This is a genomic window from Bacillus cereus group sp. BfR-BA-01310, from assembly GCF_022664325.1.
GTDB classification, from domain to species: domain Bacteria; phylum Bacillota; class Bacilli; order Bacillales; family Bacillaceae_G; genus Bacillus_A; species Bacillus_A paramycoides.
On the sequence record NZ_JAKUHD010000005.1, the window covers coordinates 265,940 to 292,583 of the forward strand.

Genomic DNA, 26,644 nt, shown 5'->3' on the forward strand with positions numbered 1-26,644 from the left:
ATTTCACCTCATTGCTAAAAAAATAGGAACGTTTGTTCTTATTTTACTGTAAAAATAAAAGCCCGTGAAGTGGGCTTTTATTGATTAGTATAAAATTCTTTAAAATTTCCATTTATATTTCTTATTTACTACGTTTTTCCGCTAATTCTACAACCATATCAAAATGACGTTTAATCATTTCCACATCCTCTGGAGAGAGGTTTTTCCATTTTTCTATATCAAAGAATCCCATGTCGTTTATACCAAGTTGTTTAACATGCCTAGAAATTTCTTTAAGGGAATCATAGTGCTTTTCATTTGTTGAAGAAGTGGGTATCGTTTCTTCCTCACCAGTAATTATAAAATGTGTTGAACAACCTAAAATGTTTGATAAAACAACTATGTCATCAGGGTCAGGATATGTGTACTCTCTTTCCCAGTTGGAAATTACTTGAGGTGATACTTTCATGTGAATAGCTAATTCTTTTTGAGTCTTATTTATTCGTTTTCTTCCCTCACGAATTCTTTCTCCAATTCCATTTTTCAAGATAGTTCACCTCTCTATGCTTTGTATATGAATAACTGTATAAGTTAGTTAGTAACACACCAATACATTAATTTTAACTAAAATTAACGGATTTCGATACATAACTAACGGAATTTGAGAAAATAATAAAAAAAGAAATTGACTATAACGGAAATCGTTAGTATATTGAATGTAACGGATAACGTTATTTAAGGTGGTGTTTAAGATATTAGTTATAGAAAATGTAGAAAAGATTCGAAAGGCAAGAAGGGTTACTAAGACTTTTATAGCAAATAAAACTGGCTTATCTCTTCAAGGATATAGACATATTGTAAACAAAGATGTTCGTTTAGATGTAGAAAGATTAAAGAAAATATCAGGCGCTTTAAATGTGCCAATATCTATTTTTTTTGATGATAAACTAACGGAATCCGTTATAAAAGAGATGGAAAGTGAGTTTGTAAAGTAACACTGATTTACGAAAGGAGAGCTAATATTATGAATCAACTCCAAGAATGGTATCGCATTATACATCTTCAAATGAAACTAATGGATATTACCTACGCATTAGATAATGATCCAAATTATAAGAAAGAAGACGCGGTTCAAGAGTTACTGGAACTAATACAAAATTTAGATTGTGAAAAAACACATATTCAAGGGAATGAGGGGAGCAAATGAGTATTGAGGAGCAAATACAACAAGCAGTGACAAAAGCAATCCAACCATTAATAGAAATTCTTCAAAACCAACAGTCATAAGTCGTCAATCAAAAGCCGTTACTTACTTTAGAGGAAGCGATGGAGATTTTGGGTGTTGGTAAAAATCGAATGTATGAAATTGTTAAAACAGACGGATTTCCTGCATTTCGAGAAGGGAAGCGTTGGATGATTCTTACTAACAAGTTTTATGAGTGGATGGAAAAACAAGCAGAAAACAAATGGATATAGGAGGTTTCAAATGAATCCATCATTGGTTGAAAGTCCATTAAGTCTTGCGATGGTTGCAGTGTTTTTCGTGGTATTTGGTGGAGGTTTGGCATTGATAGATTTCATTGTTCAAACAATCGACAAGATTGAACAGCTGGAGAAAGAAAATGAATAATTACGAAAGGGGAAAGGGGTATGAGTAATACAGCACCAGTTCTGCCAAAGGACATGAAAAAGAAAGAGGTACTTGTTAAGTTCTTACAATATTGCGAAACAATGCAAATCAAAGCAGTAAAACAACGGGATCCAATTGCACTTTGTACATGGATTAAGGAAGCGCGGCTAGCTAGAAGAGAACTTGCAACACTGTATCGAGCGAAAGAAAAGCACGAAAGGGACCGTAAGAACATTCTTAAAATCATCCAGCGGTTAAGGAGTCAGGGAATTGATGCATCAGTTGTTGAACGTGCCCATTATATAACCCTTTGTGAGGAGGTGAGTTAGTTGAAGAATAAAACAAACCGTCCCACCCCTAGAACGGTTTGCCAAAACATAATGCAGCATTATTATAACATATTGCTTATTTTCTACAAAAAAAGCATGTGGGCTGTTTGTACGAGGAGGAAAATTAATGGCTAAATACAGACATGTCAGAACAACTTTCTGGTCAGATCCAAAGGTAACAGAAGAAATGACACCGGAGGATAGATATTTTTATCTATATCTAATGACAAATGAACATACAACTCAAATAGGTGTATATACAATTACAAGGAAACAAATGGCTTTTGAATTAGGATATTCGATAGAAAGCGCTAAAGCTTTACTAGATCGTTTCACAAAACATCATGAATTGATAGTTTATAACGAGGAAACTAGAGAACTGTGCATACTGAATTGGGGCAAATATAACCTGATTAAAGGCGGAAAACCTGTCGAAGATTGTATTCAAAAAGAACTAAAGACAATTAAAGATTTATCTTTAGTAAAACTTGTATTAGATAGAACTACAAATAAATCTTTAGTTAAAAAAATAAGTATTATGGCTGGAATTGACGATACGTACAGCGATACGTTACCGTTACGTGGACAAAAAGAAAAAGAAAAAGAAAAAGAAAAAGAAAAAGAAAAATTACAACAAGAGGAAAAAAATCCGGTAGCAGAAAATCTCGCAATCGATTTTTATATAAAAAATTTCGGACATATATCTCCATTCATGGGAGAAGAAATTAATCAATGGATAGATGATCTTAACCAATCGTTAGTAGTTGAAGCAATGAAAATCACCTTAGAAAACAATAAACGTAATTGGTCTTATACAAAAGGAATTCTAAAAGATTGGCATCAACAAGGCTTTAAAAGAATTCAAGATGTAGAAGCAGCACAAGCAGAATTCCGAAGACAACAACAAAGGAAAAAGCGTACTGGTAAAGGTTATACCAAACGAACGGAAGCTGTACCAGAATGGTTACATCAGCGAGATGAACTTGAACCAATACAACAACCACAGCAAGTTCAAAGTGATGATCTTGAAGACAATCAGAAACGTTTGGATGAGATATTAAGCAAATATAAAAATACTAAAGGGGAGTAAGGTATGAGAAACACAGGTGTTGCAAGAAAAGTGGACGAGTTAGGCCGGGTAGTAATTCCAGTAGAGTTACGCAGAACTTTGGGGATTGCTGAAGGAACGGCACTCGACTTTCATGTTGATGGGGAAAACATCGTTTTAAGAAAACAGGAAAAGTCATGCTTTGTAACTGGTGAAGTTTCCGAATCAAACATGGAATTGCTGGGCGGCCGAATGTTTTTGAGTAAGGAAGGGGCAACAGAATTAATGGACTTTCTTGAAAAGAGTGGGATGGCACATGCCTAAGCAGTTAAATATTTTCGATGTAGAGCCAGCAATTTGTGAGTTTGATGTAAGGAAAGCAAATGTGAAGAAAGGAACTGGACGCGTTACATATGCTGATGTACGTGTCCGAGTTCCAAAGAATGCAAAGGGTACGGATGAATTACCGCGCACAACTAAACAAGATGATCGTTATGACATCTTTGAACAATATGTAATGGCAATTTGGAGATCTCAAAGAGCTGTAGATAAGCTTTTTAACTGGGAAACAGCGGAAGAATTGTGTAAGGCAGCAAGGGATAAAAAAGAAATAATTCCAGTAAGGGTTTATTTAGGAAGTGGCTTTAAACCGGATGTTGTCGAGTACATGAAGTGAGAAAAGGGAGATGGATATATGAAAAAGATAGAAATTGATGTTACAAGTAATAAGCTCTATATAGTTAAGGGTGGAAATGTTACAGCGGTGAATCCACCAGTGAGCGGATTCGGTGAACAAGTTGCAGTTTGGGTTAACGGTAAAGTTGATCGCGTGGATACTAAGTTTACTGAAAAGATAAAATAAATATTTTTAGAAGGTAGGTTCGCTTATGAGCGTAACAAGAAATCATGAAGCGATGAAGGAATCACGTTTGAAAATATACATCGCTTTAGAAGAAGCTAACTTCATTTGGGATGAAAGGGACGTTATACGTTTTCGTGAAATGTGGAGTCAAGGTATGAGTTTACCGAAGATGGCAAAAACGTTAAGGAGACACCAAGCAGAGGTGGCGCTCCTCGTAATAGATCAGGCTGATAAGTATATGATTGAAAATCGTCCGATAGGATTAGGGATTTGCTAAATAGGAAGGGGAAATCAAAATGAAAGCAATGGAAAACGGTGTATATGCAGCAACTAAATTAATCAGTAAATCAAAGGGAGGACAAGCTGTAATGAATATCAATCAAATTTGTGAATTAGATCAATATCAAGAAGCGACATTACGTACATGGAATACAAATAACGATTTCGGTGGACACATTTTAAATGCAGCATTAGGGCCTACGGGGGAAGCTGGTGAGGTTGCTGATATTGTAAAAAAGGCTATTTTTCATGGTCATGGTTTTGATCCGGCTCATTGTCCAGGAGAAGAAGAAGGAAATACTCATAAAATCGCTTTAGAGTTAGGGGATATCTTGTACTACATTTCAATCATGTCTCATGAAATTGGATATACCTTAGAAGATATTGCTCAAATGAATGTTGCCAAACTAGCAAAAAGGTATCCAGACGGGTTTAGCAGGGAAGCTAGCCAAAAGCGCGTTGATGTGAAGTAAGACAAAATTTGAATTTTATTAAGAACTGGGACTAAAAGCATCGCTAACTAGATGGGAAAAAGAGCATCATCACTGAAATAAAAAGGCCCTGCACACAGGGCATCTAAAAAGATAAAAGATACCTTAGCAATTACAACGATTAGGGAGACGTATTAGCTAAGGTATCTGGATGGATGGTTACATACTAAGTATGCAATCAAGAGCATTGTTGAATGTATTGGGTTATTCAACATGTTAAGAATAACACGAAATTTCTGTTAATCCATCCGGTAAATTTGTCCAAAAAGGTGCTTCTATAAAAGTTTTTCACCTAATAAATGGATTCATGGATCTTGACAAAAACGTTATTTGAATAGAAAAGAGAAACGAGAAGATAAAATAAGACCGTTCCTTTTATAGGAACGGCCGTACAAATATCATGTGCTGGAGGTCGCACTAAATGGCATAAGATGTTTTCTCTAAACAGTATGGACAGGGAATTTTACGATTATACGTAAAAACGGCAGGTAATTGACTAAGTTACCCGCCATATTTTTAAAATACACGGAGGAGAGAGCTCCGATTTGAAAGAGTGAAGCCGTGGGAAGTCGGCTTGCAGGTAGTATGTGCGATATAAAAAAGATTATTCGAAAAGGGAAATTGGATACTTAAAATCTTAACAAAATAGTTATTTAATGGGATGTTGATAATAAGCGATTATCATTAAATTGCTCATTGATTAATGATAATTGCTTATATATCGAAAAGCTATTTAGCTATTAGAAATATAGTTTCATCAGCCTTGGAAAACCCATACAACTTTCTTCCGAACTGTAAAATACCTTCTTCACTCTCTGTTAAAGTTTTAATATCATTTTCAAAATAGTGTCCAACGTTCTTTAAATAAGATAATTTTTGTTTTTCATTATTAAGTATAATTTGTTTTTCCTTAATCATTTGCTCTTGCTTATAAAGGGAGGTTTGGGCGGAAATAACCATAGGTAGCATAAAAGCTAGCGCTAGTAAAAGACGACGTCTTAGTTTTTTATTCGTTCGTTGGTGATTGTTAGTATTAATTTGGTTTTTTAGGAATGATTGTTGTGATGGTAATTTTGGGATGCTTCCCATTTTAATGCCTCCATTACTAATTATAAATTTAAAATGTTTAAAAGTATTATATATGCTAAATGGGTAATTTTGAACCTATTTTGGTAAAGATAGGTTTTGTAAAATTTAAATAAAATCCTTTTTTGACTGTAAAAAAGCCCTCACATAAACGTAAGGACTTTTCTAAAATGAAAGTTTTGGTTTTCAAATATCATTATATACCATAAATGAAGTATATTGAAGTGAAATTTTAACAAAAACGCTATTTGGCATAAATAAAAAAACAAAAGTGCTCCGTCTACTGGTCGGAAGCGCTTTTGCGAAAAGCTAGTGAGTTTCGTTCATCAATTTATTTTAGAATGCCAAATTAAAAACAATAACGAGGTAATAAAAATTTCATTTGGTAGAAATAAAAACCCTAGTTTCCTAGGGTAATGGTATAACAGCTCAATATATTTTATCCTTCTATATCGTAACGTAATATTACGTTGAAAACATCAGGTAAATGTAACCAATTACAGAAAATAAGAGCAGCTAGCAAAAGCTAACTGCTCAGGTAATGGAATATGGTTAAGAAATGGGTTGTCTACAGTATTGACGGAATATTGAGTTTTACTCGTGAAGAAATACGTTTAACTTAATGCATAGCCCACGATCAAAGTTAGTGTTAAAAACACAGATAATAATAATGTTAGTAGAACTGTTACTATGCTTCTAAGCATTGCTATCCAATTATCTACTTTAGAGAATCCTTTAATACCAGCAAAAAAAGTTCCTATTGAAAAAATGAGTACAAAAAATAAAGGGTGAAAATAAACGACGTTTATAAAAGAGGCATTCATTTCAGGTGTGCATATTTCAAGATATAAAAGAAAAAAGGCAATGCAAACGAATGAAAAAATAAAGGACCATAGATTTATATTATGCTTCATAGGTTGCTCCTTTGTTATCAAAATATTTCTATTGAATTTTAATGGAAAATTTAAGAAAAAGATAGTGATTATAAATTAGAATGATTTTTTTACAAAATAATCCTTTGAATAGAAAGCGAGGTTAATAGAAATGTCTAAATTAAAGAAAAAGAAAACCAGAAAAGCTATTGCTCGACGTGCGAAATCCTTTGAAAAATCTAGAGTTAAAAGCGCTTGGAGAAACATTTTTGTATAAGCTGGTATTTTAAAGTGAAAAGAAACTAAATATAATCCGGCTAGAAAACTAGAGGACACCAATTTTTAGAGCAGCAATCAAGCTGTTTTAAGAAATGGTGTCCTCTTTATTTTTGAAAGGGGATGTGGATAATGAAGAACTTAAAAGATCAAATACGTGAATGGAAAAAGCAATCTAAGCAAGCAAAAAAGAAACATAAGAAAAAGAGAGAAGAGAAGCTAACCACTCGTGACATTGAAAATTTAATGGGGGTTTATGGACCGCGTTATGAACGCAGACGTGGTGCATTAAGACAAAAATAATAAAAATGGAGGAATTTAATATGAATAAACAATTATCATTTAAAATGCCAATTGTAGATGGGAAAAGAACAAAACAAGAGGTTGAAAAAGTATTCGAAGATTATCGTAGATATTTAGCAACAATGCCATGTGATATGTTGCCAAAAGTGACGCCGTCATATTCAATTGTTCCTCCATCAGTTACAAATGAATTTAATAGTTCAACAGAGAATATCGCTATCGAAAGAATAGAGTATGAGCAAGAAAGAAAAGAGTTCATGGATTGGCTTTATGATGCTGTGAATCCTTTGAGAGATGATGAACGTGAAGTCATAGTGAAATTTTATATGGAAGATGAAGTTGGATATGATCCAGACATTTGGATGGATTTAGGTATAGGTAAAACAAAGTATTATAAGTTAAAAGGACGAGCTATACTACGTCTAGCATTCAATCTAAAAAAAGAGGTATATCAAAAAACGCGTAGACAAAAAGAGGTGCCAAGCGTATGAATCTCGTTCAACCAATAAGAGATAAAGAAATGTAAGACAGTGTTTTTAAAAAATATAATGACCTCCCTTATCACAGCTCAGGCAAATCACACTTGTTTATACATTATTGATTTAAAAGGCGGTTTGGAATTTGGACCATATCAAAATTTAAAACAAGTTGAATTTGTAGCAGAAAAACCTATTCAAGCATTTCAAGTGTTAAATGCAATCCTTGAAAAAATGGAAGAAAAGATGCAGTACATGAAGGAGAGGCACTATACAAATGTTGTAGAGACAGATATAAAAGAACGATACTTTATCATAGTTGATGAAGGGGCAGAGCTTTGCCCAGATAAAAGCATGATAAAAGAGCAGCAAAAATTACTAGGAGCTTGCCAACAAATGCTTTCTCATATTGCACGTATAGGCGGAGCACTTGGATTTAGACTTATCTTTTGCACACAGTATCCGACAGGCGATACATTACCACGCCAAGTTAAGCAAAATTCAGATGCAAAGCTTGGCTTTAGATTACCAACACAAACAGCTTCTCAGGTTGTTATTGATGAATGTGGATTGGAATCCATAGAAAGTATACCCGGACGTGCACTTTTTAAAACGGATAGGTTAACAGAGATACAAGTACCGTATATTTCTAATGAAAAGATGTGGGATGTACTAAAACAATACGAGGTGGAGAAAGATGAAAATACAAACGCACATCAAGTTGAATCGTCAAATGATGATTCTGACCTCGATTAGAAAGCTGAAGTTTGCGACTCGTAGGCATTTAATGGCTATTCATGATTTAGGTGGAATAAGAAATGCAAATCGTATTTTAAAGGATTTAAGTTCATTTGTTAACAGTACCGTATATAAAAAAGAGTATGTATATTATCTTAATAAAAAAGGGCGTGCGCTATTTGATGATACTGAAAAAATAGTACCAACAATTCGATTAGCACACAGCCTTATGAGAAATGAAGCGTGGCTCTATCTGTTTTATCCGGATGACTGGCAGATAGAAACACCTATACGTTATAAAGTAAATGATAATAAGAAGACAATTATTCCAGATGTGAAATTCCGAGATGAAGAGGGGATTTTAAATGCTGTTGAAATAGATCGGACTCAGATGATGAATGTAAATAGTGAGAAGATGACAAGATACGGAGAATTTACTATATATTATAAGAAGAAGTATAATGGTAAAGTGCCAATCGTTCATTTTTTTACATTGACTGAATATAGGCAAAAAACACTGGAGCAGTTCGCTGTGAAGAATGGTGTGTATGTAAAAGTACATGTTTTACCCGAATTTTAGCTTAAATAAAAACAGCCACTTTACTCGCTGATGATTCCTGAGCTTCTAATGTGAAGGCCTCGTTTAATTTTTCTAGAATATTCATTAATAATCAGTCCTTAATCTCTCTCCTTTTTGAAATTATGGATGAAAAGGGGAGGATTGTAAATATGGAAATGAAAAAACGAAGCCTATGTATATGTGAAATGATTTTTAAAACCGTCTCCTTTTAGGGGACGGTTTCTTTTATCAATGAATATACTATATTAAGAAATTTAAGAGGTGATAACAATTGGATTATTTAATTGAATTAAATCAGTGGGGTATAAAAGAAGGATTACCTACTAAACCCTATGTAGATGCAGATTATATACAAGCTGATAAGAATATCCAGGGGATAAACAATGCGCTACAATTTGCAGCATCTAATAATTACTCTGAAGTTATTCTTCCAAAAGGCAATTACGCTCTATGTTATCCACGTGAGATTGCTATGGTTTCCAATTTAGATTTTAATTTAAATGGATCAACATTAAAAGTTATATACGATTCTAATAAAAAATCGCCATTTGACAATAGAACAACTACTGATTATTACAACTTCAAAGGGAATAGTATCGTATTTAGTAAAGTCATCAATTCTAATTTATTTGGTGGAACTATAATTGGGTGTAGGGACGACAGAAGTTTTTCTAATCCTTTAGAAGTAGCAATGGAGAATACGTATGGTATTCTCTTTCAAAAAAGTTCGAATTATTGTTCCGTGAAAAATTGTAAGGTTCGCGATTATATGGGCGATAATATTTCATTTAGCTCAAACTCGATATTTGACTATGGAGAATTTGATCAAGGTCTTACTTTGAGTGCCTTAGATTACAACACTGGACAACCTATTACCTCTACTAATACACTCACAACAAAGATGTTAAATATACCTCAAGATTTAACACCAAAGATTACTTCCTTTCTTATAGCTGGAGCAGGATACGCTAGAACAACAAATTTAAATAATAAAGACTTGGATATCTTCTTTTACGATAATAACAACAATTTCATAGGGGTTATGAAGAAAAGAAGAATCTATACAGATATTTCAATCCCAGTTAACGCAATGAAATTTAGACTTCAATTTTATAATGAAAACAATGTAAATAAGAATCTACAATATACAATTATGTTTGGTGGTATCCCTCACCATAACACTGTTGAAAAATGCGAGGTTTTTAATGGGCATAGGGGTGGTATCACTTTAGGGGGGAATTACAACGAAGTTATAAATAATAAAATCCGCGATAATGGAAAAGGATTGGTTAGGTTTTTGGATGGAAAACCTATTTTCAACAATCCAACTCGTTATTCAATAAACATGGAAGATTCATACGGAGCAAGCTGTACCATAAAAGATAACGAAATTTACGGAAGTTATCACGGTATTTTAGTTGGTTGCTATGATGTCTTTATAGAACATAATCACATTTACAATATAGATTACCTAGCGATTAATCTTTATTCTTTAATGCATGCAACTATTAAAGATAATTTCTTATACAACTGTCAAAATAACATTGGACTCATGACTTCTAATTTTAGTACGGCGTTTGTGAATATTATAGACAACAGTTTCACAGGTGGTAATATGAATTTAACTAATGATTCGTATAGGGTTTCTTTATCTAACAATCAATACGTAAACCCTGATTTCGTTGCATTGGGAGATAATTGTACATTTGATAATAATTATATTATTTTTACAGAAAATCCGACTACCACACCATGGATAAAAGCAAACAAAATAAGCAAATGTACCTTTAAATCGGTTTTAACACAAAGAGAGATGACGTTTAAAGTTAAAGAATATGATAGCTGTAGATTCGAAAATTTACGAGTCAGGTCAGAAAACCCTAATACTCAAACTGTAGACGTTTGTGAGTTCACAAGGTCAGAACTTCTTAATTGCGAGTTGAGAAATCATTTGTTTAGTGGGAGTCCAATGAATATTAGAGTTACTAAATCAAAACTTATAGATACAACTTGCGAAGTTGGTATTACAAATGTGGATAATCAAGTACCATACACTACACTGGAAGACTGTGCTATTTCGATTAATACGAAAAATAATTTATTCTTATCTGATACAAATCGTCCATATACAACTTATGTAGTAGAGAAATGCAATGTTACTATTAATAATCCAGCATTCGCTTCTCTCTTAGCTTCAGGAGCAGCAGCGGGAGTAAACGAGTTAATTTTAAAAGACAATGGATTTGTTTATACAGGAACAGCACCATTGAATTTAAAATATTACACAAATAAAAATCATATTCGTAACTTCATCAATTCGAATAACACCTTTACAAATATCAATTTACCTGCTGTGAATTAAAGCTGGCTCTTTCGAGTCAGCCCTTTTTTATTTTACATCCACTAATTCATTAAGCTTAAATTCTGCATTCAATCCAAATGCATCCGTATAGTATACCGTTTATATTCTTATACATATTTGCAGTTATAATGCATGACTTTACATAGATGACAAACATACATTTTCGTGATACTTCATCTTGACAGGATAAAGATGTGGCCGTAACTGTAGATGGAGGTTTGGGATTTACTATTGATGCAAAAGTAATGGTAAGTGATTCGCCGCAATATAAGGTTCATAATAGTCGCGGTAAAACATACTTTATTACAGAAAGTCCGATATATGTAGTTGTGAATTAAGAGAACTGTCTCTATAACAAACAAAAATCCCTAATACTCGATTTAATAGAGCATTAGGGATTTTTGTTGTTTGATAGGAGGAAGGTCTTCTAATCAAACATTTCAATTTTCTTGGTTATGACATTACGAATACAAAAGTTAAATAAAAACATTACGATATAAAGATACCACATTATACAAGGTAAATGTTATGCAATTTTGCATAATCATAGTTTGATATTACGTTCCTATGAAAATCATTCTTCCACGAAATGTTTTTTTATAAAAAAACTAACTATAATCATTTAGCTATCCCCCTAAACTCATCAACTTCAAACTCTATATTCAATCCAAATGCATCCGTGTAGTATTCCGTTTATGTTCTTTTACATATTTGCAGTTATAATGTATGACTTTACTTAGATGACAAACATACATTTTCGTGATACTTCATCTTGACAGGATAAGATGGATAAAGAATTTTTTGTAGTTTGCCACCTTCAAACCTTGCCTCACTACTTGTAGTGGTATAATCGTAGTTCTCCGATTTTTTAGAACTATAAACTTTTATAGTTGCTTTTGTAGAATCAGGAATATTAGTAGATAAGGATAAATCGAGCTTATTTGTCTCCTTATTATAATCTAACTTATCAAGTTGTATGTATAGTGTTTCTTTCTTGGTTTCAGATGTAGCGTCTTTAGTATTATTAGCTGTCTCTATACTCGATGCTGTTTCTATATTTGATGATGATATATTATCAAATATAGCATGATATCTAGCGCTAAGAGATAAACAAAAAATTATTGCTATAGGGACAATTAATATAACAGTTCTAGTTTTAATCAAAACTTCACACTCTTAATTTTATTATTTATATATTTAAAATATGTCTTTAAGGAAAGCGGAGTATGTCACCAAATATGGAGAGTGTGGTAGGGTAGGGAAGGAAAAACAAAAACCGACTCATAAGGAGCCGGTTTTTTAATTTTATCTTTTTGATGCTCTATATCCAGCAGCCTTTGCATCGGCTTCTGAACAAAACATTTCTTCAGCATTTGTTTTATCATAGAACTGTTGACCAGGCATATGATAAATTTTTTCACCTTTACTATTTTTATTACCTTTAATATTGCAAGTACCATTTTGCTCTGATGCTTGATTTGTTTTTGGTTGAGGAGTAGCTTCTTTTTGTTTATTTTGATTTTGCTGCTCTTGTTGTTTCTTCAATTCTTGTTGTTTTTGCTGTTCTTCTCGTTGTTTCTGAAGTTCCTGTTTTCTTTTTTGTTCAGCTTCTTGTTTTTTGAGCTCTTCATGTTTCTTTTGTTCCTCTTGTTGCTTCTGAAGATCTTGTTGTTTTTTCTCGTCTTCCTTTACTTCTTCTGATTTCTTTGTTTCTTCTTGTTTAGTAGAAGTAGAGGCTTTGTTAGATTTATCGCTATCTGAACCTTTAGCGCAAGAACTTATTAAAATAATTAATAAAATAATGATACCTAAACAACCAAAACATCCACATCCTCGGCGCTTTTTCTCTTCTTTTTCACTTGCTGCTTTTGCCATCTTAATCCTCCTGAGTATATATTGATAACACGATTATAATTATATCAGATTAATAAGAGGGATTTTACAAAAAGTTCAGTAATAAAAAGCTTCTTGTAAGATATTTAACAAAACAAAAGCTAAGCCTATGAAAGAGCTAGCTTCGAGAATTCATCATGTTAATAAGGGTATCTCCATCGATTAACTCAATGTTTTTATTCGCGGCATATTGCCTTGCGTTCTTATTGAAATGCATCTCCAATTGTAAGACGCGATTGGAGGTGCATTTATTATTTAGAGCTAAAATAAATTTTTTGCATGCCTGTTGTTTGATATACGAATTTGAAGTCATCATTCTTTTGTATGTATTGTACAGAATATCCTTCAGCTTCAGCACCTTTAAATACTGCACTTCGTAATGGTGTTGGAATGACTGGCTGATGTTCCGTATCCATTTGATATACTTTTCCATCTTCAGAAACATATTCTGTATTGATAATATCGTTAGAATGATAAGCGAAATCAGTTGTATCTGCATCGACTACTTTAGTTTTTACCTTCACCAAAACATATTCCATATTATCGGCTGGGGCTTTATTAAACTGATTTTCTTTTTGAATTAATTTCCATGCTTGTTCACCTCGAATAATCTCTTTAATAGAAACTTCAACTTTTGCCTCATATGAATTTGAAGTTGCTGGATCAAAAATCTTGTCTTCCAAAATTGCTGATTGCCCTATAGCTAAAGGATTTGAGCGATTGCCAGCATTTGATTCCTCATTTTTTTTCTCTATTTTCATAGGTTCTGCTTTTTTCACTTCAGGTTTCGGAATTTCTTGTTTTTTTTCTTGCTTAACTTCTTTTTTAGGTTCAGTAGAAGCGGTTTTCACTTCTTCTTTTTGAACGCTATTTTTCCCACCAACTACAGCAATAATTACTAAAGCGGCAATCCCCCAAAACCACCACTGACTATAAAACGGTTTCTGCATAGTTTACCCCCTGAATATGTATTAGTATTTCAAATATAATTATATCAAATAATTCGGATAATTTTACGGGGAGGTAATTAATAAAAATTTTTTTGTAAGAAATACTACCTTTAAGGAGGTGCGTATATGTTATATGTTTTTCTAATAATAACAGGTATACTTTACATTTCATGGTATGTCTATAAGAGAAGAGAAGACCATCATTTATACCAGCTCATTGCTCGTTTTAATAAAGATGAAGAATTTAAACATACACTAGCAATGGGGCTTTATTATCGATTTATGAAGCCGTTAGAAAATGAAAAATGCTCATCAGTATTTATACGTCAAACACCGTTGGAATTTGAAATTTTCGTAGCAGATGTTATCGAGAGGTATTATGGTGGTTCTGCTTTTGTAACGACAGCTACAGGAGATTATGGTGTAGACTTTGAACATACAGTAAACGGCGAATTATATCTTGGCCAGGTCAAGTGTTTATGTAGTGACATGTCCTATAAAGCAGTTGCCCTGGTGCATAGTAACATTGCGAAAAGAGGGGCAAAAGGCGGTTATGTAGTATCAACAGGTGGCTTTTCAAAAAATGCAAAGCACTATGCTGAAGAACTGAATGTACAGCTAATTGATGGATTGAGATTGGCTGAAATGTATATGGAGTCTATTGAGGGACATCCGTTACCTCAATACGCGCTAAACCCTGCTAGTAATTAATCAGCAGGGTCTTTTTCTTGTACCTCGTATAAATCATCGACTGTACAGTTAAAGATACGGGCTAATTCAAATAATCGATGAGCATTAGGGAAAGAAGAACTGGTTATGTAATTGTTTAGTTGTTTAACGGTTATTCCTAGTTTCTTCGCTACGAAATCTTTTCTATATCCACTTTTCTTTATCCATTCCTCAATATTACTTTTCAAATGAATATTCATTTTTATCACCTGCAAATTATTTCAACACTTCTAGGATAAACACCTTTTAATAAATTATTTTCTCAAAAAAGGAAATTATTTTTCTTGATATAGGCAATTTAATTTCTTCTAGGTCATATACCTATGTCAAGACCACGAGGAATACCAAGTGGAATCAAGGACATCAAGAAGGGAGAGGGAACGTATGCGATGGCAGTATGCACATTTGAATGAAACACCTTATCTCTATTCTTCGGTTCATCTAAAGCAAATGCATAAGCAATCCCGTTCAAAGGCTGAAGCGGAAGCGATTTGGATATACATGCATCATCACGAGGTTGATGATTATGAATACAAAGGCTATTACAACTTAGCTCGGAAAATACAAGAGGAATTACATGGTGAGGAAACAGTTGATATGGAGTGGGAAGACATATTCGAAGATTATAAACCAGTTATGACTAAAGACGGTTTGAAATTCGAAAAAAGGAGGAAACAAAGATGACAATTGTAGGAGAAGCGGTAGTGGTATGGACGGCAACAGGTTTGTCAGTTATTACAATGAAAGTCGCTGAGAAAATGGGGCGGGGTGTTCCACATTGGCTTCCACGTATGACCATGTACACAACGCTCACTGGCTCGTTCTTATATCTTCTACGTTACGTTCTCTTTGTGTTTCTATAAAGGAATAAGGTGATGGAATTTAAGTTACTAGAGATAACAAGGAGATTCGCTTGTACGTTTACGGTTGAGTGTCGTGGGAGTTTTATACCCAATAAAGGGTATAAAAAGGGGGAGAAAAATGATTGAATTATTGTTGGTTCCAGCTGCAGGTTTAACAGTGGCATTGTTCGGTGATAAGTTCCAACGTAAAGATAATGATAAGCGAAAAATACAAGTGTTTTTTGAAGTGTCGGGAATTGCAATCAAAAGAGAAGATAAGCTACATTATCCAAAGTTTCAAAAGCAAGTCGATGATGATCGTAGTACAACATTTATTTATACCTTACCCGTCGGAATGCCGAGTAAAATTATTCAAAAGGTTGAGGATGTTGTGAGCGAAGGATTAAATAAGCCTGTTCGAATTAAATACGATAATTATAAATTAAGGATTCGTGTTTTCCATAAAGAAATACCGAAGAAATGGGATTGGTCTGCACGTTTAGTGACAAAAGGAAAATGGTGTGTCCCTATTGGTCAAAGTCTAGAAAGAATTATTTATCATGATTTTGATGAAACGCCACATATGGCAATTGGCGGCTTAATTCGTATGGGGAAAACGGTGTTTTTAAAGAATATGTTTACTACCTTGTCATTAGCTAATCCTGATTTTGCACATTTCTATTTAATCGATTTAAAAGAAGAAGGATTGGAATTTAGCAAATATAAGAAACTGCAGCAAGTTGAAATGATAGCAGAAACACCGCAGCAAGCACATGCGATGCTTATAAAAGTCATGGAGAAGATGAGTGAGCGCGGAAAGTTTATGAAAGAACGTGGTATCAAGAATATTGTTCATACAAAAGAAAGGGATCGATATTTTATCGTTATCGATGAAGGGGCGGTATTAGCTCCAGCAAAAGGATTACCAAAACCACATAATCAAATGTTAGAAGAGTGTCAATATATGATCAGCCACATTGCGCGAGTAGGTGGAGCGCTAGGTTTTCGGATTGTTTTTTGTACGCAATATCCAACTAGCGATTCACTACCAAGAGTAGTAAAGCAAATGTCTAATGCAAAACTTGGATTTAGATTGCCTACACGTACCGCATCTGAAGTTGTAATAGATCAGCCAGGTTTAGAAGAATTGCCATCCATTCCAGGAAGGGCCATTTACATGAAAGATATCTTCACACAGTTACAAGTCCCGTTTATCGAAGATGAGATCATGTGGAAACATCTTAGAGAATATGAGGTGGAGAAGGATGAGCACATTGGAACAACTGAAGAGGGAACGACAGATGATGATACTTGCGACGATTAGAAAGCTTCAGTTTGCGACAAGAAGGCATTTGATGTGTGTGCATAATATGGGTGGTATACGGAATGCAAATCGAATCATGAAAGATTTAACTCCTTTTATTAGTCGTGTAACTTACTATAAAGAATATGTTTACTACTTAAACAAAGAGGGGCATGCATTATTAGGGGAAGGAAAGGTTGTTTCAAGAAATAGAATGGAGCATGCACTATTGAGAAATGAAGCCTGGTTAAATTTATATTGTCCTGATGATTGGCAAATAGAAACAGAAATAAGATATAGAAAAAATGGTGAGAAGAAAAGAATTATTCCTGATGTGAAGTATCGTGATGAAGAAGGAGTACTTCATGCAGTCGAGGTAGATCGATCACAGAAAATGAAAGTGAATGAAGAGAAGTTAAAAAAGTACGAAGAGTTCACACAAATATATAAACAAAAATATAATGGGAAAATGCCAATCATTCATTTTTTTACGGTAACAAAATATAGGGAAGAGAAGTTAGAAGAGTTAGCAGCTAAGTATGACGTATTTGTGAAGGTATATGTAGTAGGAGAAATATAAAAAAATGCTAACAAGTTTGCAAACCAGATTGCAAACGAAAATGCAAACTAAACGAATACTTCTTAGTAATGGTAAGAGGGAAATGGTCGCTGGTATGTCCTCTAAACCCTTATATATTAACGTTTATCAGCGTTGCATAATCATGCATAAAACGTACTACTTCACCCGCACGCAATCCGGGCACCATGTAGTAAAGAATTTAACAACTACAGGCTCCTCGCTTGCGATGATGTCTTTGAATTCCTTGTCAGACTTGATTTCTCTCATGTTTTTGACTCCTTCCATTGTCATGCGGATATGCTAGTATTTTTATGCAAAATCCGTATTTGCAAACATTAGTGTTTTTGAAATAGATTGTTTGCAAAATCTTCGACTACTTTTTCTTGTAGGCCTGGTACAACATGTGAGTAGGTGTCTAATGTGATACCTACTCTTTTATGTCCTAATCGTTCACTAACAATCTTCGGATGAATACCTTGTTGCAACATTAATGTTGCATGGGTATGTCTAAGATCATGGAACCGAATATCAGGAACCCCACTTTTCTTTATAAGCTTTTTCCAGAGCTGTGTCAAACTTCTGAAATATAATTGCCATCCTTATTGGGAAATTGCTTATTTCGATGATGAGGGTAATGCGGTCCGGAGCTACCAAAAAGGAGAGTACGCGATGTAAAGAAAAAAGGACAAGCAGTCGTACCTGCTGTCCTTTAATAGGAGAAAAATTATTCTGGTTTAGAACTACGAATAAACAGAAAATCTGCTTATAACCAGTGTTGTCAAAGATGTAAAAATCTATGCAACAAAAAAGCTTAGTCGGAATTCAAAACACCAAAATGGCTTGCATTGGTAAACAGGCTCAAAAGTAGTATATGTAAAATGAAAATTCTCATACAAAAAGCAGACAATAATTTTTGTTGTCTGCCAGCGATTCGAATGAGCTAGTCAATTGTGATAAATTGCTGTCCCATTACAAGAAGAGTGAAGCTGCTAGTTCAAACAGCTTGTAGGTAGTGTTTTCGATACTTTAAAAAATATACAGAGAAAGCAGATAAGTGATAAACCTACCTGCTTCTGCTGTAATATAAGAAAGAAGTACCAGCCGTGGATTAAGCGGCTTGGAAATAGTATGTATTGATTTCAAAATATTATTCAAGGAGTGAAGTCAGGTGGAATGTATCGTAAACGGTGTATATGAAATCACTCAGTTATTTTGTGAAGCAAAAGAGAAAAATAATGAATAAAAGAGAAAATCCCTGCGGGGACAGGGATTTTATAGGAGAGATATTGTTGTCGTGCAATGTCGAAATTTGGCGTATTCGACGAATTAATATTATCACGAGTTTTCAAGTGATAGTGATGGTTGATGTGTCAAAAATGTGTACGACTTTCATATAAAGGCGTTATTTGAATAGAATGTGACAGCTGAAATATTCAGTAGATATACTTTAACATTTCAGCTGGTACTAAGCGTTATAGGTTCTAGAAGCCAATTTTTTAAACCTCATCCAATATGTTATTCCAAGGACAGTTTGTGCAATTAGGAATAGTGAACCAGTAAATAATTTGAGGTTATGATCTAGTGCACCTAATATTGCCATAACTAATCCAGTTACGATGAAAATCACACTTAGGAAAGGTGTAATTTTCATTAATATCTTAAGTCTTTTATTCATACGTCAACCTCCTATTTACGATGTATTCTAACTATTAAATACATTTTACTACATTATGTTTTTGAAATGTAGGGGGGATTCAAAGGATTAATAGTATAAAACTAAACAAAAACGCTATTTGAATAAAAGCTAGTGGACTATGTTTTAACACTCACTGAAATTAATACGCATAACATACTTTGTAATAACTTATTTGGAAGTGAGTTGAATAATAATGTTTTATTCATATTTTAGTCCCCGAGCTAGTATGCGTCCGGCGTATGGTACTACTGGTATAACATATAGTGGGGCACAAAGTACAATTCAAGCTGTTCAACAAGCGTTACAAGCACAGCAACAAATGCAACAAGGTATACAACCGTATTATTCATTTATGGAGTATTATCACCCAGTGCATCATATTACGCCATACGGAATTTCTTTTTCAACAATTCCATATGGAACTGTATACAATTTATAAAAATATGCGGCGTAATAAAGTTGAGTATTTAAATAAGGGCGCAAGTAAAGAGCGACCTTATAAGAAATGATTCGTGTCTGATGAATTAGTATTCAATATATAATTCCTAATTTTTAATGTGTGACAAAGATTAATATAAAAATTTCATTTTGTATTAGTTTGGAACACAAAAAGAGCACTTAATAAAGTGCTCTCGTGACGAGACTATTTTCTCAAAGAAAGGAATACGCCATATCATACGAATCTATTTTTGAAATGTGCTTGGATAAATTAATTAGTATTTGCAAAAAAGTAGCTAGCAAAAGCTAACCACTCATCTCCAAGGGGGAATCGGAGAAAATATAATGTTGTCTACAATATTGACGGAATATTGAGTTTTATTTAGGGGAGGAAGAGGAAAATGAGTAATTTTAGACTGTTCCAACTTGGTTTTGGTCTGCAACATCAGAATCGAATGTGTTTGTTGCACTAACACCGCTAAAGGTATTGGCAACAAAAGCAACATTGGATGATCCTGAACCATTATAAGCCTTCGTATTTTCCTTTGGAGAAACGTTGTAAAAATCGCCTAAGTTGAAAGAACCGTTACTATTTTGTACAACCAGATTTCCAACAACAGATGGCATAGTTTTCACCTGCTTTATTACTAAGTATTTAAATTAGTATATGGTGTATGCGTCTAGAGGTTCATCTGGATCTGAAAATTTTGAAATGAAGTTTGTTAGAAAACATAACAAAATAATCCTTTCACACATCTTAGCATCTATTGACGTGGATGCTCTTTTTATTGAACGAAATGTGCATTCGGATAGACAATCTTCCTTCTCTTAAAATAACCTTAAATAAATTATAGGTTTAAGAATATTCAGAAAATAAATGGTATAATTTTCTAAAACAATTTAAATAAAGTTGATTGTAGAAAAGGAGTAGAGGGAAAGTGTTTCAGAAGCTCAAATTTTATTTAATCAGCCTTGTAATTAGTTCAATGTTAGGTGGAATTATCATAGATACAAATTTCTTGGTCCATAACATCTATTATTTAGTTGTAGGTAAAGAATTTCATTTTAATATGTGGTCTTCCATTATTATATTTAGTATCGTATTTATTTCGGGCTTCGCGTATATGTTGAAGAAGGGTCCAGATATACTTATTAATGATTAATTCTATAGTCACTTCGTTAGGCGCTGCTGTGAACTAGGTGGCGTCTTGTTTGTTGTTAAGGCAAGATAAGAGAAAGAAGCAAATGGAATGGGAAGCTAGAGAAGAGCGACTAGAGTTTGTAACAAGGGAGTCCGATGAGCATCTTGATAGGAAAGGGAGGGGGAAGGAATGAATGAGTGGGTTTGGATGATCTTTAGTGTTCTGTGTATTATGGGAGTCTAGATGGTTCTTGTTAGCATAGTATGTTTTTCATCATTTTGCACCTTAGAAATGAATCCGTTACAATTACAGACAGTCGTTTTAAAATTATTAAAATCAAGATTTTCATTAACAGATCCGTATTTTCCAAAAAAATTATTCTAAATAGAAGTGAAAAATAGGGGTTTGCCTTAAACATTTATTATAGTCAGGAATATGAGTATAGAAACAGATCTGATTTTTGTAATGACGGAGGGAATTGCTGTGGACATAACTCAAAGTGTGGCAAGAATAGTGGTTAATGGGAAAGACCTTCCGTTCACCTCAGTTAGAACTTCTGTATGGAATAATGGACCTGCAAATGATTTAATAATTTCGACGAATCAGAGAGTGAATGAGCTTTATCAATTTATGTGGTCACAAGTACCAGTTACGCTCACAATGTATTTTCTTCAAGGGGCGGACTTAATGAGATTTGCTAGGATTGCTGGGATTAATGAAAGCGTAACGGGAGAATATATATATCATTTCGTTTGGGGATAAGACGAATTTAAAGTAGCCTAACAGCTGCTTTTTTATTTTATAGAAGAGATTATCGTGAGGTGGGTGAATGGCAAGGGAATACGCAAAACACTTTTACAAATCAACAAGGTGGAAAAAGTGTCGGGAAAGTGTTAGATGAAAATATTGTAGAGAAAATAATAAAACTCAGATTCACTGGCATGAGTACAAATATGATAGCTAGAAAACTTGATATATCACGCGCAACGGTAAGATACCGTTGTACAAAACATGATCTTGGAGGGGGCATTGCACATAATCCTTTTGTAGATGAAGCATGCGATAGATTCATAACTGGATTTAACAAAAGACACGGTAACAGATTCATATATGTATCTGGATTTTAAAATAGTGAGTATTCTGTATACGTAAATAAATGGAAATTCTAATGAAATAAGCCTTTAAAAGGAAATTATAAAGAGGCAGCTTTAATTATTTAGCTGCCTAGTTACAGGGAGATTGAAAAATATTGGAGGTCAGTCATGAGTGTAAGCTAAAATAGCTTACATATAGTATGCACATTATTTATAGTTTTATTCCGATATTTATAAACAGTAAGACAGCAACTTCAAAATTCGGCAGAAGTAAAAAAGCTATGTAGGAGCCCTACAATTCGTGAGGGATAAAAGACCCTACTGATTATAGTTTTACGTTATTAGTAAAAGGCTTTTAGTTTAACTTCCCAGAAGTATGTAAGAAAGTTGAAGTTATCTTTTTAATATAAAGAAAAATATTCTAGATAGGTTGTATATTTTGAAAAAATGATGAGATTATATTTATTTATCTTATAGAGAGTCGGTATTAGGCATATGGGTCTAACAATAAAACAAGCTTTGAATTTAATAATAAAAAGGAGTTGATTAGTAATGGGTTATATTGTAGATATTTCGAAATGGAATGGAAATATTAATTGGGACATTGCAGCGTCTGAGCTAGATTTAGTTATTGCTAGAGTACAAGACGGCTCGAATACGGTGGACTTTATGTATCAAAGTTATGTAAATGAAATGAGGAAACGTAGTATACCATTTGGTAATTATGCATTTTGCCGTTTTATATCTATTTCAGATGCAAAGAAAGAAGCGCAGGATTTTTGGAATCGAGGTGATAAATCCGCTAAATTTTGGGTGGCAGATGTAGAAGTTCAAACAGTGGTAGATATGCAGAGCGGGACGCAGGCCTTTATTGATGAATTACGCCGATTAGGTGCGAAAAAGGTTGGTTTATATGTAGGGCATCATACGTATGTATCATTTGGGGCGCGTAATATTGATGCTGATTTTATATGGATTCCTCGTTACGGAGGGAATAAACCAGCATATCCATGCGATATTTGGCAATATACTGATTCAGGAAATGTTCCTGGTATTGGGAAATGTGATTTGAATCAATTAATTGGAAATAAGGATCTTTCTTGGTTTATAGGTACAAATCAAACTAGTATAGAAAATATAAAGCAATCAAATGGAATTGGTATTGCTGTTTCAAAATATGCTGATGGATACGGTATTAATCTATATGAAGATCCTGCAAATCCACAGTTTACAGGCAGAATTACGAAAAAAATCCCATATTTAATCTTTAAAGGTTATTGGGGAGGCGGAGAAAAAGATATGATTTGTTTAGGCAGTGAACAACAATGGGCCAAGCTAGAGCATTTTAATATACAATGGTTTTATGCTTATTCAAAATACGCACCTGGATATGAAATTAGAACGTACGACGGACCAAATGGAAATGATACAGGAGCGGTTGATGGGAAGGCACCTTATCGCATTTGGAATCGTCAGGATGGATATGTAGATATAGGTGGGAATAAATGGATTAAAGAAGAGCATGTGCAGATTAAATGATGTTAAAAAAAGTCGGCTCGCAAGCCAGCTTTTAGTATTTAATAAAGCTGTTTTCTGATATGAAAATATATACTTACGGAAAACACATTAATTTCACAATAACAGTATATAGTTTTTCATATACAATTATTAAAGTGAGGTATTTGAATTGAAAAAGAAAAAGCTTTTAATAGGAACTATTATTACATGTATGGCGCTAGCGTTGTCAGCGTGTGGTTCCTCGGGTAACGTTGCAACATCAAAAGTAGGAAACGTGACAGAGAAAGAGTTAAGTAAAGAATTAAAACAAACATATGGAAAAAGTACTTTATATCAAATGATGTTAAATAAAGCATTGCTAGATAAATACAAAGTTTCAGATGAGGAAGCTAAAAAACAAGTAGAAGCAGCAAAGAATCAAATGGGTGATAATTTTAAAATGGCTTTAGAACAAGCTGGACTGAAAAATGAAGATGAACTAAAAGAGAGAATGAAGCCAGAAATTGCACTTGAGAAAGCGATTAAAGCGACTGTTACAGATAAAGATGTGAAAGATAACCATAAGCCAGAAATGAAAGTAAGTCACATTTTAGTGAAAGATGAAAAAACTGCGAAAGAAATAAAAGAGAAATTAAATAATGGAGAAGATTTTGCTGCTCTAGCTAAGCAATATTCGGAAGATCCTGGTTCAAAGGAACAGGGTGGAGAAATTGCTGGTTTTGCTCCTGGTCAAACTGTGAAAGAATTCGAGGAAGCTGCGTATAAATTAGATGCAGGACAAGTAAGTGATCCAGTAAAAACATCGTACGGCTACCATATAATAAAAGTGACGGATAAAAAAGAATTGAAACCGTTTGATGAAGTGAAAGATAAAATCCGAAAAGATTTAGAACAACAAAGACTACAAGATACAACAGGTAAATGGAAACAACAAGTAATCAATGATCTATTGAAAGAAGCGGATATTAAAGTAACAGATAATGAATTTAAGGATACATTTAAATTCCTAGAAAATAAATAAGGCTAAGAAGAAAAAACAGAGGTTTAGCATAGTGCTAGATTTCTGTTTTTTAATTTTTAATAGAAAAGGGAACTCATATAGAGTTCCCTTTTCTAGTTAGTGTGTGAGTTATAAATAGATAGTAAGACAATACAATATTACATTTAAATATTAAGAATTACAATAGAAAATTATGGGTAGAAACGAAAAATAATAAAAGATGACTTCGCAAACGTTGATATTATAATGTTTTAGTTGGTTAATTTTATTAAATATAAATCTAATATATTTTTAATATATGTTACACACAAAGAAAAAATGATTATATATTTGTCCTTATGAACTGGATTAAAGACATAATTTTAAGAATAATACATATCATATTATTTGTTAAGACAAACAAACCTTGCTATTACAAGCTGAATTGGATATGGGATTTGCGAAAAAGAATATTTGCTTAGATTGTTATACATCGCTGACAGGTAATTATCCGTCGCAAGAACTCACGACAACTGAAAATACAAGACAAATAGAACAGCCGTAAGTTGTTTTTTTATTTTGGACAAAATACGGCTTTTATTATAAAGAAGAAATATAAAATCATGATAAAATATCCTTAGATGTAAATTTTAGGAGGGGACAAATTGGGTATTTTCTATCATGTTTCATCTATTAAGTTAGATAAAGGAACAATATTAAAACCAAGGTATGGCGATACAATAAATACTCATAGGTATTTTAGGGATACTTATTCTAGGTTTTCACAATATTTGAAAGAAAGTATATTTGAAGATGTTAGAACCAATAAATTCTCTTCGTCCCCATCGCGTGTTAAATCGATATATTTATGGCAGGATTTAGAAAATGCAATGAAATATAAAAACAAATATAACAAAAGTTTTATTTACGAGGTAGTACTTGAAGAACCAAACCTTGCTAAAGAATTTGATATGAGTTGGATGGACTTAACAGACTTTCAATATTACGATTCAATAAAAGAAATAGCTGACTACTATTATAGCGGCAAGAGTGTTAATGAGGGTTCAGTTAACTGGGGATTTTATGAAGATAGCGGAGCTAAATTAGAACCTATTTGGGAAACGTTGTATGAAGGGAAAGCAACTGTAAAACGCTTGGTGTCAGGCAAGAATTGTAGATATCATTTCTAAGAGAGACTATCGTCAGTCTCTCTTTTTATTTTGAAAGGAGCTGAACCAATGCAAGAAATTCAAGATTTAAAACAAGAAATCCAACAAATCAAATTAGAGCAAAAAGATATAAAGAATGATATCCGCAACTTAGAATCTCGTACTTTAGGCAATGAAAAAGACATTATCAATATCAATAAACAGTTAGATAAGATCAGCGCGAACACTACCTGGATTTTAAGACTTATTGTTGGTGGAATCGTCGGAGCTATTATTACGTTGCTATTGAAAGGAGGTGGCATGTAATGTTTGAAATTACTGTAATGATTGGAATTGTTGTTGGTCTTTCACAGATTGCGAAAACAATTGGATTACAAACAAAATACGTTCCGTTATTAAATTTAACGCTTGGCATTGTGCTAGGCGTTTTATTTATGGGCGGAGATATCAAAACAAATGTATTTCAAGGAATCATCATTGGACTATCAGCAAGTGGATTATTTGACCACACAAAAATTATGAAAAAGGATGTTGATGCTAAATGAAAAAGACAATGAAACATGTTACCTCATTACTTATGATTCTAGTACTTGCTGGTTCTTTTGCTACAAGTGCTTTTGCTGATAGAACGCTTATTATTCCTGATTCACCAAAACAACCATATCGTTATGGTATAGGTGCTTATGAAGGCGTTGTAGCTCATTCAACGGCAACTCCAGAAGCTCCGGCTATCAATATTCAAAAATATGAGTCTCGTACATGGAGAAATGCATTCGTTCATTATGCAGTAGATTGGAATGAAACAATCCAAATTGCTGATACAAAGTACACAATAGCAAAGGTAAAACATACTATGTAACAGCAAATGAAGCCTATGTGTATGTGAAGTGAAAATAAGAGCCGTCCTGTTGAAGTGACCCCATAAAGTTAGACAGATTATTTCATTAGGCAACCTTTTGGGCATGGGTCCGGTATTGTACCGGGCTCATGCCTTTTAGTT

Annotated in this window: 40 protein-coding genes and 6 pseudogenes; 34 read left to right on the forward strand and 12 right to left on the reverse strand. The window is 33.5% G+C overall.

Annotated features, from left to right (window positions below; genetic code table 11):
• Positions 1-121: 121 nt before the first annotated feature.
• Positions 122-526, reverse strand: coding sequence for a helix-turn-helix domain-containing protein (locus tag MR109_RS13870; RefSeq protein WP_098306807.1), 405 nt, complete (start codon positions 524-526; stop codon positions 122-124).
• A gap of 196 nt (positions 527-722) precedes the next feature.
• On the opposite strand from MR109_RS13870, the gene MR109_RS13875 reads away from it, so the two are divergent.
• The 11 genes and pseudogenes from MR109_RS13875 (at position 723) to MR109_RS13925 (ending at position 4,600) form a co-directional block, all read left to right on the forward strand.
• Entirely contained in the window at positions 723-974 is a 252-nt protein-coding gene (locus tag MR109_RS13875) for a helix-turn-helix domain-containing protein (RefSeq protein WP_242272460.1), read from the forward strand.
• 29 nt (positions 975-1,003) lie between these two features.
• Positions 1,004-1,186, forward strand: coding sequence for a hypothetical protein (locus MR109_RS13880; RefSeq protein ID WP_242272463.1), 183 nt, complete (start codon positions 1,004-1,006; stop codon positions 1,184-1,186).
• Between the two features lie 110 nt (positions 1,187-1,296).
• Positions 1,297-1,455: pseudogene (locus MR109_RS13885) on the forward strand (helix-turn-helix domain-containing protein); the annotation flags it as partial.
• 10 nt (positions 1,456-1,465) lie between these two features.
• Positions 1,466-1,609 carry a hypothetical protein gene (locus tag MR109_RS13890; RefSeq protein WP_179885166.1) on the forward strand — a complete coding sequence of 48 codons (144 nt, stop codon included), beginning with the start codon at positions 1,466-1,468 and terminating at the stop codon, positions 1,607-1,609.
• A 20-nt stretch (positions 1,610-1,629) separates the two neighbouring features.
• A complete protein-coding gene (locus MR109_RS13895; protein ID WP_098306801.1) occupies positions 1,630-1,938 on the forward strand; it encodes a hypothetical protein in 309 nt (102 codons plus the stop codon).
• A gap of 127 nt (positions 1,939-2,065) precedes the next feature.
• A complete protein-coding gene (locus tag MR109_RS13900) occupies positions 2,066-3,028 on the forward strand; it encodes a DnaD domain-containing protein (RefSeq protein ID WP_242272466.1) in 963 nt (320 codons plus the stop codon).
• 3 nt (positions 3,029-3,031) lie between these two features.
• Positions 3,032-3,310 (forward strand): AbrB/MazE/SpoVT family DNA-binding domain-containing protein, encoded by a 279-nt coding sequence (locus tag MR109_RS13905; RefSeq protein WP_242272469.1) that lies wholly within the window; start codon positions 3,032-3,034, stop codon positions 3,308-3,310.
• Complete coding sequence (locus MR109_RS13910) at positions 3,303-3,662, forward strand: cell division protein SepF (protein WP_212090785.1); 360 nt, start codon at positions 3,303-3,305, stop codon at positions 3,660-3,662. The genes MR109_RS13905 and MR109_RS13910 overlap by 8 nt, the downstream gene beginning before the upstream one ends.
• 18 nt (positions 3,663-3,680) lie before the next feature.
• Positions 3,681-3,848: a DUF3954 domain-containing protein gene (locus tag MR109_RS13915; protein WP_242272471.1), complete on the forward strand. Its 168-nt coding sequence runs from the start codon at positions 3,681-3,683 to the stop codon at positions 3,846-3,848.
• Between the two features lie 25 nt (positions 3,849-3,873).
• Complete coding sequence (locus MR109_RS13920) at positions 3,874-4,125, forward strand: helix-turn-helix domain containing protein (RefSeq protein WP_098306793.1); 252 nt, start codon at positions 3,874-3,876, stop codon at positions 4,123-4,125.
• A gap of 19 nt (positions 4,126-4,144) precedes the next feature.
• Entirely contained in the window at positions 4,145-4,600 is a 456-nt protein-coding gene (locus MR109_RS13925; protein ID WP_242272472.1) for a nucleoside triphosphate pyrophosphohydrolase family protein, read from the forward strand.
• A gap of 747 nt (positions 4,601-5,347) precedes the next feature.
• On the opposite strand, the gene MR109_RS13930 is transcribed toward MR109_RS13925, so the two are convergent.
• Complete coding sequence (locus tag MR109_RS13930; protein ID WP_025148789.1) at positions 5,348-5,707, reverse strand: hypothetical protein; 360 nt, start codon at positions 5,705-5,707, stop codon at positions 5,348-5,350.
• A 611-nt stretch (positions 5,708-6,318) separates the two neighbouring features.
• Positions 6,319-6,618, reverse strand: a complete 300-nt coding sequence (locus MR109_RS13935; RefSeq protein ID WP_242272474.1) for a hypothetical protein — start codon at positions 6,616-6,618, stop codon at positions 6,319-6,321.
• A 130-nt stretch (positions 6,619-6,748) separates the two neighbouring features.
• Here MR109_RS13935 and MR109_RS13940 point away from each other — a divergent pair, with 130 nt between their 5' ends.
• The 7 genes and pseudogenes from MR109_RS13940 to MR109_RS13970 all read left to right on the forward strand — a co-directional run.
• Positions 6,749-6,853 (forward strand): DUF3983 domain-containing protein, encoded by a 105-nt coding sequence (locus tag MR109_RS13940; RefSeq protein ID WP_242272475.1) that lies wholly within the window; start codon positions 6,749-6,751, stop codon positions 6,851-6,853.
• 131 nt (positions 6,854-6,984) lie between these two features.
• Positions 6,985-7,155, forward strand: coding sequence for a hypothetical protein (locus MR109_RS13945; RefSeq protein ID WP_242272476.1), 171 nt, complete (start codon positions 6,985-6,987; stop codon positions 7,153-7,155).
• A 20-nt stretch (positions 7,156-7,175) separates the two neighbouring features.
• Entirely contained in the window at positions 7,176-7,646 is a 471-nt protein-coding gene (locus tag MR109_RS13950; RefSeq protein WP_242272477.1) for an ArpU family phage packaging/lysis transcriptional regulator, read from the forward strand.
• A 33-nt stretch (positions 7,647-7,679) separates the two neighbouring features.
• Positions 7,680-8,387 (forward strand): annotated as a pseudogene (locus MR109_RS13955) (FtsK/SpoIIIE domain-containing protein); the annotation flags it as partial.
• On the forward strand, positions 8,329-8,949 hold the full coding sequence (locus MR109_RS13960; RefSeq protein WP_242272479.1) for a replication-relaxation family protein: 621 nt from the start codon (positions 8,329-8,331) through the stop codon (positions 8,947-8,949). The pseudogene MR109_RS13955 and the gene MR109_RS13960, both read left to right, overlap by 59 nt.
• Positions 8,950-9,220: 271 nt before the next feature.
• The gene (locus tag MR109_RS13965; RefSeq protein WP_242272480.1) at positions 9,221-11,311 is read left to right on the forward strand and encodes a right-handed parallel beta-helix repeat-containing protein; all 2,091 of its coding nucleotides are present in this window, start codon (positions 9,221-9,223) and stop codon (positions 11,309-11,311) included.
• 182 nt (positions 11,312-11,493) lie between these two features.
• Positions 11,494-11,649, forward strand: a pseudogene (locus MR109_RS13970) (N-acetylmuramoyl-L-alanine amidase); the annotation flags it as partial.
• A gap of 394 nt (positions 11,650-12,043) precedes the next feature.
• On the opposite strand, the gene MR109_RS13975 reads toward MR109_RS13970, so the two are convergent.
• From MR109_RS13975 to MR109_RS13990, 4 genes are all read right to left on the reverse strand, one after another.
• Positions 12,044-12,475: a hypothetical protein gene (locus MR109_RS13975; protein ID WP_242272482.1), complete on the reverse strand. Its 432-nt coding sequence runs from the start codon at positions 12,473-12,475 to the stop codon at positions 12,044-12,046.
• 141 nt (positions 12,476-12,616) lie between these two features.
• The gene (locus MR109_RS13980) at positions 12,617-13,186 is read right to left on the reverse strand and encodes a sunset domain-containing protein (protein ID WP_242272484.1); all 570 of its coding nucleotides are present in this window, start codon (positions 13,184-13,186) and stop codon (positions 12,617-12,619) included.
• A 136-nt stretch (positions 13,187-13,322) separates the two neighbouring features.
• Complete coding sequence (locus MR109_RS13985; protein WP_308197276.1) at positions 13,323-13,520, reverse strand: restriction endonuclease; 198 nt, start codon at positions 13,518-13,520, stop codon at positions 13,323-13,325.
• Entirely contained in the window at positions 13,456-14,154 is a 699-nt protein-coding gene (locus MR109_RS13990; protein ID WP_242272487.1) for a hypothetical protein, read from the reverse strand. The genes MR109_RS13985 and MR109_RS13990 overlap by 65 nt, the downstream gene beginning before the upstream one ends.
• Positions 14,155-14,280: 126 nt before the next feature.
• On the opposite strand from MR109_RS13990, the gene MR109_RS13995 reads away from it, so the two are divergent.
• Entirely contained in the window at positions 14,281-14,865 is a 585-nt protein-coding gene (locus MR109_RS13995; protein WP_242272490.1) for a restriction endonuclease, read from the forward strand.
• Here the strand turns inward: MR109_RS13995 and MR109_RS14000 are convergent.
• Positions 14,862-15,083 (reverse strand): helix-turn-helix transcriptional regulator, encoded by a 222-nt coding sequence (locus tag MR109_RS14000; RefSeq protein WP_242272493.1) that lies wholly within the window; start codon positions 15,081-15,083, stop codon positions 14,862-14,864. The two genes, MR109_RS13995 and MR109_RS14000, sit on opposite strands and share 4 nt — an antisense overlap.
• A 184-nt stretch (positions 15,084-15,267) precedes the next feature.
• On the opposite strand from MR109_RS14000, the gene MR109_RS14005 reads away from it, so the two are divergent.
• The 4 genes from MR109_RS14005 (at position 15,268) to MR109_RS14020 (ending at position 17,608) form a co-directional block, all read left to right on the forward strand.
• On the forward strand, positions 15,268-15,567 hold the full coding sequence (locus MR109_RS14005) for a hypothetical protein (protein WP_242272496.1): 300 nt from the start codon (positions 15,268-15,270) through the stop codon (positions 15,565-15,567).
• The gene (locus MR109_RS14010; RefSeq protein WP_242272497.1) at positions 15,564-15,746 is read left to right on the forward strand and encodes a hypothetical protein; all 183 of its coding nucleotides are present in this window, start codon (positions 15,564-15,566) and stop codon (positions 15,744-15,746) included. Before MR109_RS14005 ends, MR109_RS14010 begins: the two co-directional genes overlap by 4 nt.
• A gap of 118 nt (positions 15,747-15,864) precedes the next feature.
• Positions 15,865-17,049 (forward strand): FtsK/SpoIIIE domain-containing protein, encoded by a 1,185-nt coding sequence (locus tag MR109_RS14015; protein WP_242272499.1) that lies wholly within the window; start codon positions 15,865-15,867, stop codon positions 17,047-17,049.
• Positions 16,991-17,608 carry a replication-relaxation family protein gene (locus tag MR109_RS14020; protein WP_242272501.1) on the forward strand — a complete coding sequence of 206 codons (618 nt, stop codon included), beginning with the start codon at positions 16,991-16,993 and terminating at the stop codon, positions 17,606-17,608. Before MR109_RS14015 ends, MR109_RS14020 begins: the two co-directional genes overlap by 59 nt.
• Positions 17,609-17,770: 162 nt before the next feature.
• On the opposite strand, the pseudogene MR109_RS14025 reads toward MR109_RS14020, so the two are convergent.
• The 3 genes and pseudogenes from MR109_RS14025 to MR109_RS14035 form a co-directional block, all read right to left on the reverse strand.
• A pseudogene (locus MR109_RS14025) lies at positions 17,771-17,875 on the reverse strand (thioredoxin domain-containing protein); the annotation flags it as partial.
• Between the two features lie 68 nt (positions 17,876-17,943).
• Positions 17,944-18,192, reverse strand: a pseudogene (locus MR109_RS14030) (site-specific integrase); the annotation flags it as partial.
• A gap of 881 nt (positions 18,193-19,073) precedes the next feature.
• On the reverse strand, positions 19,074-19,283 hold the full coding sequence (locus MR109_RS14035; RefSeq protein ID WP_178940052.1) for a hypothetical protein: 210 nt from the start codon (positions 19,281-19,283) through the stop codon (positions 19,074-19,076).
• 214 nt (positions 19,284-19,497) lie between these two features.
• On the opposite strand from MR109_RS14035, the gene MR109_RS14040 reads away from it, so the two are divergent.
• Complete coding sequence (locus MR109_RS14040; RefSeq protein WP_033718933.1) at positions 19,498-19,743, forward strand: DUF3947 family protein; 246 nt, start codon at positions 19,498-19,500, stop codon at positions 19,741-19,743.
• 410 nt (positions 19,744-20,153) lie between these two features.
• Here the strand turns inward: MR109_RS14040 and MR109_RS14045 are convergent, their stop codons facing one another.
• Complete coding sequence (locus MR109_RS14045) at positions 20,154-20,369, reverse strand: spore germination protein (RefSeq protein ID WP_002158195.1); 216 nt, start codon at positions 20,367-20,369, stop codon at positions 20,154-20,156.
• A 311-nt stretch (positions 20,370-20,680) separates the two neighbouring features.
• Here MR109_RS14045 and MR109_RS30215 point away from each other — a divergent pair, with 311 nt between their 5' ends.
• The 10 genes and pseudogenes from MR109_RS30215 to MR109_RS14090 all read left to right on the forward strand — a co-directional run.
• On the forward strand, positions 20,681-20,905 hold the full coding sequence (locus MR109_RS30215) for a hypothetical protein (protein WP_242272503.1): 225 nt from the start codon (positions 20,681-20,683) through the stop codon (positions 20,903-20,905).
• 49 nt (positions 20,906-20,954) lie between these two features.
• A complete protein-coding gene (locus MR109_RS30065) occupies positions 20,955-21,077 on the forward strand; it encodes a hypothetical protein (RefSeq protein ID WP_255300234.1) in 123 nt (40 codons plus the stop codon).
• 272 nt (positions 21,078-21,349) lie between these two features.
• Positions 21,350-21,646, forward strand: coding sequence for a hypothetical protein (locus tag MR109_RS14055; RefSeq protein WP_242272521.1), 297 nt, complete (start codon positions 21,350-21,352; stop codon positions 21,644-21,646).
• A 59-nt stretch (positions 21,647-21,705) separates the two neighbouring features.
• Entirely contained in the window at positions 21,706-22,011 is a 306-nt protein-coding gene (locus MR109_RS14060; RefSeq protein ID WP_071719912.1) for a hypothetical protein, read from the forward strand.
• Positions 22,012-22,530: 519 nt separating this feature from the next.
• Positions 22,531-23,517 carry a glycoside hydrolase family 25 protein gene (locus MR109_RS14065; RefSeq protein WP_242272506.1) on the forward strand — a complete coding sequence of 329 codons (987 nt, stop codon included), beginning with the start codon at positions 22,531-22,533 and terminating at the stop codon, positions 23,515-23,517.
• Positions 23,518-23,665: 148 nt separating this feature from the next.
• A complete protein-coding gene (locus tag MR109_RS14070) occupies positions 23,666-24,517 on the forward strand; it encodes a peptidylprolyl isomerase PrsA (protein WP_025151319.1) in 852 nt (283 codons plus the stop codon).
• Positions 24,518-25,140: 623 nt separating this feature from the next.
• The gene (locus MR109_RS14075) at positions 25,141-25,665 is read left to right on the forward strand and encodes a DUF2441 domain-containing protein (protein ID WP_098305365.1); all 525 of its coding nucleotides are present in this window, start codon (positions 25,141-25,143) and stop codon (positions 25,663-25,665) included.
• A gap of 48 nt (positions 25,666-25,713) precedes the next feature.
• Positions 25,714-25,950, forward strand: a complete 237-nt coding sequence (locus MR109_RS14080; protein ID WP_002172047.1) for a hemolysin XhlA family protein — start codon at positions 25,714-25,716, stop codon at positions 25,948-25,950.
• The gene (locus MR109_RS14085; RefSeq protein WP_242272508.1) at positions 25,950-26,189 is read left to right on the forward strand and encodes a holin; all 240 of its coding nucleotides are present in this window, start codon (positions 25,950-25,952) and stop codon (positions 26,187-26,189) included. The genes MR109_RS14080 and MR109_RS14085 overlap by 1 nt, the downstream gene beginning before the upstream one ends.
• Positions 26,186-26,473, forward strand: a pseudogene (locus MR109_RS14090) (N-acetylmuramoyl-L-alanine amidase); the annotation flags it as partial. The gene MR109_RS14085 and the pseudogene MR109_RS14090, both read left to right, overlap by 4 nt.
• Positions 26,474-26,644: the final 171 nt, after the last annotated feature.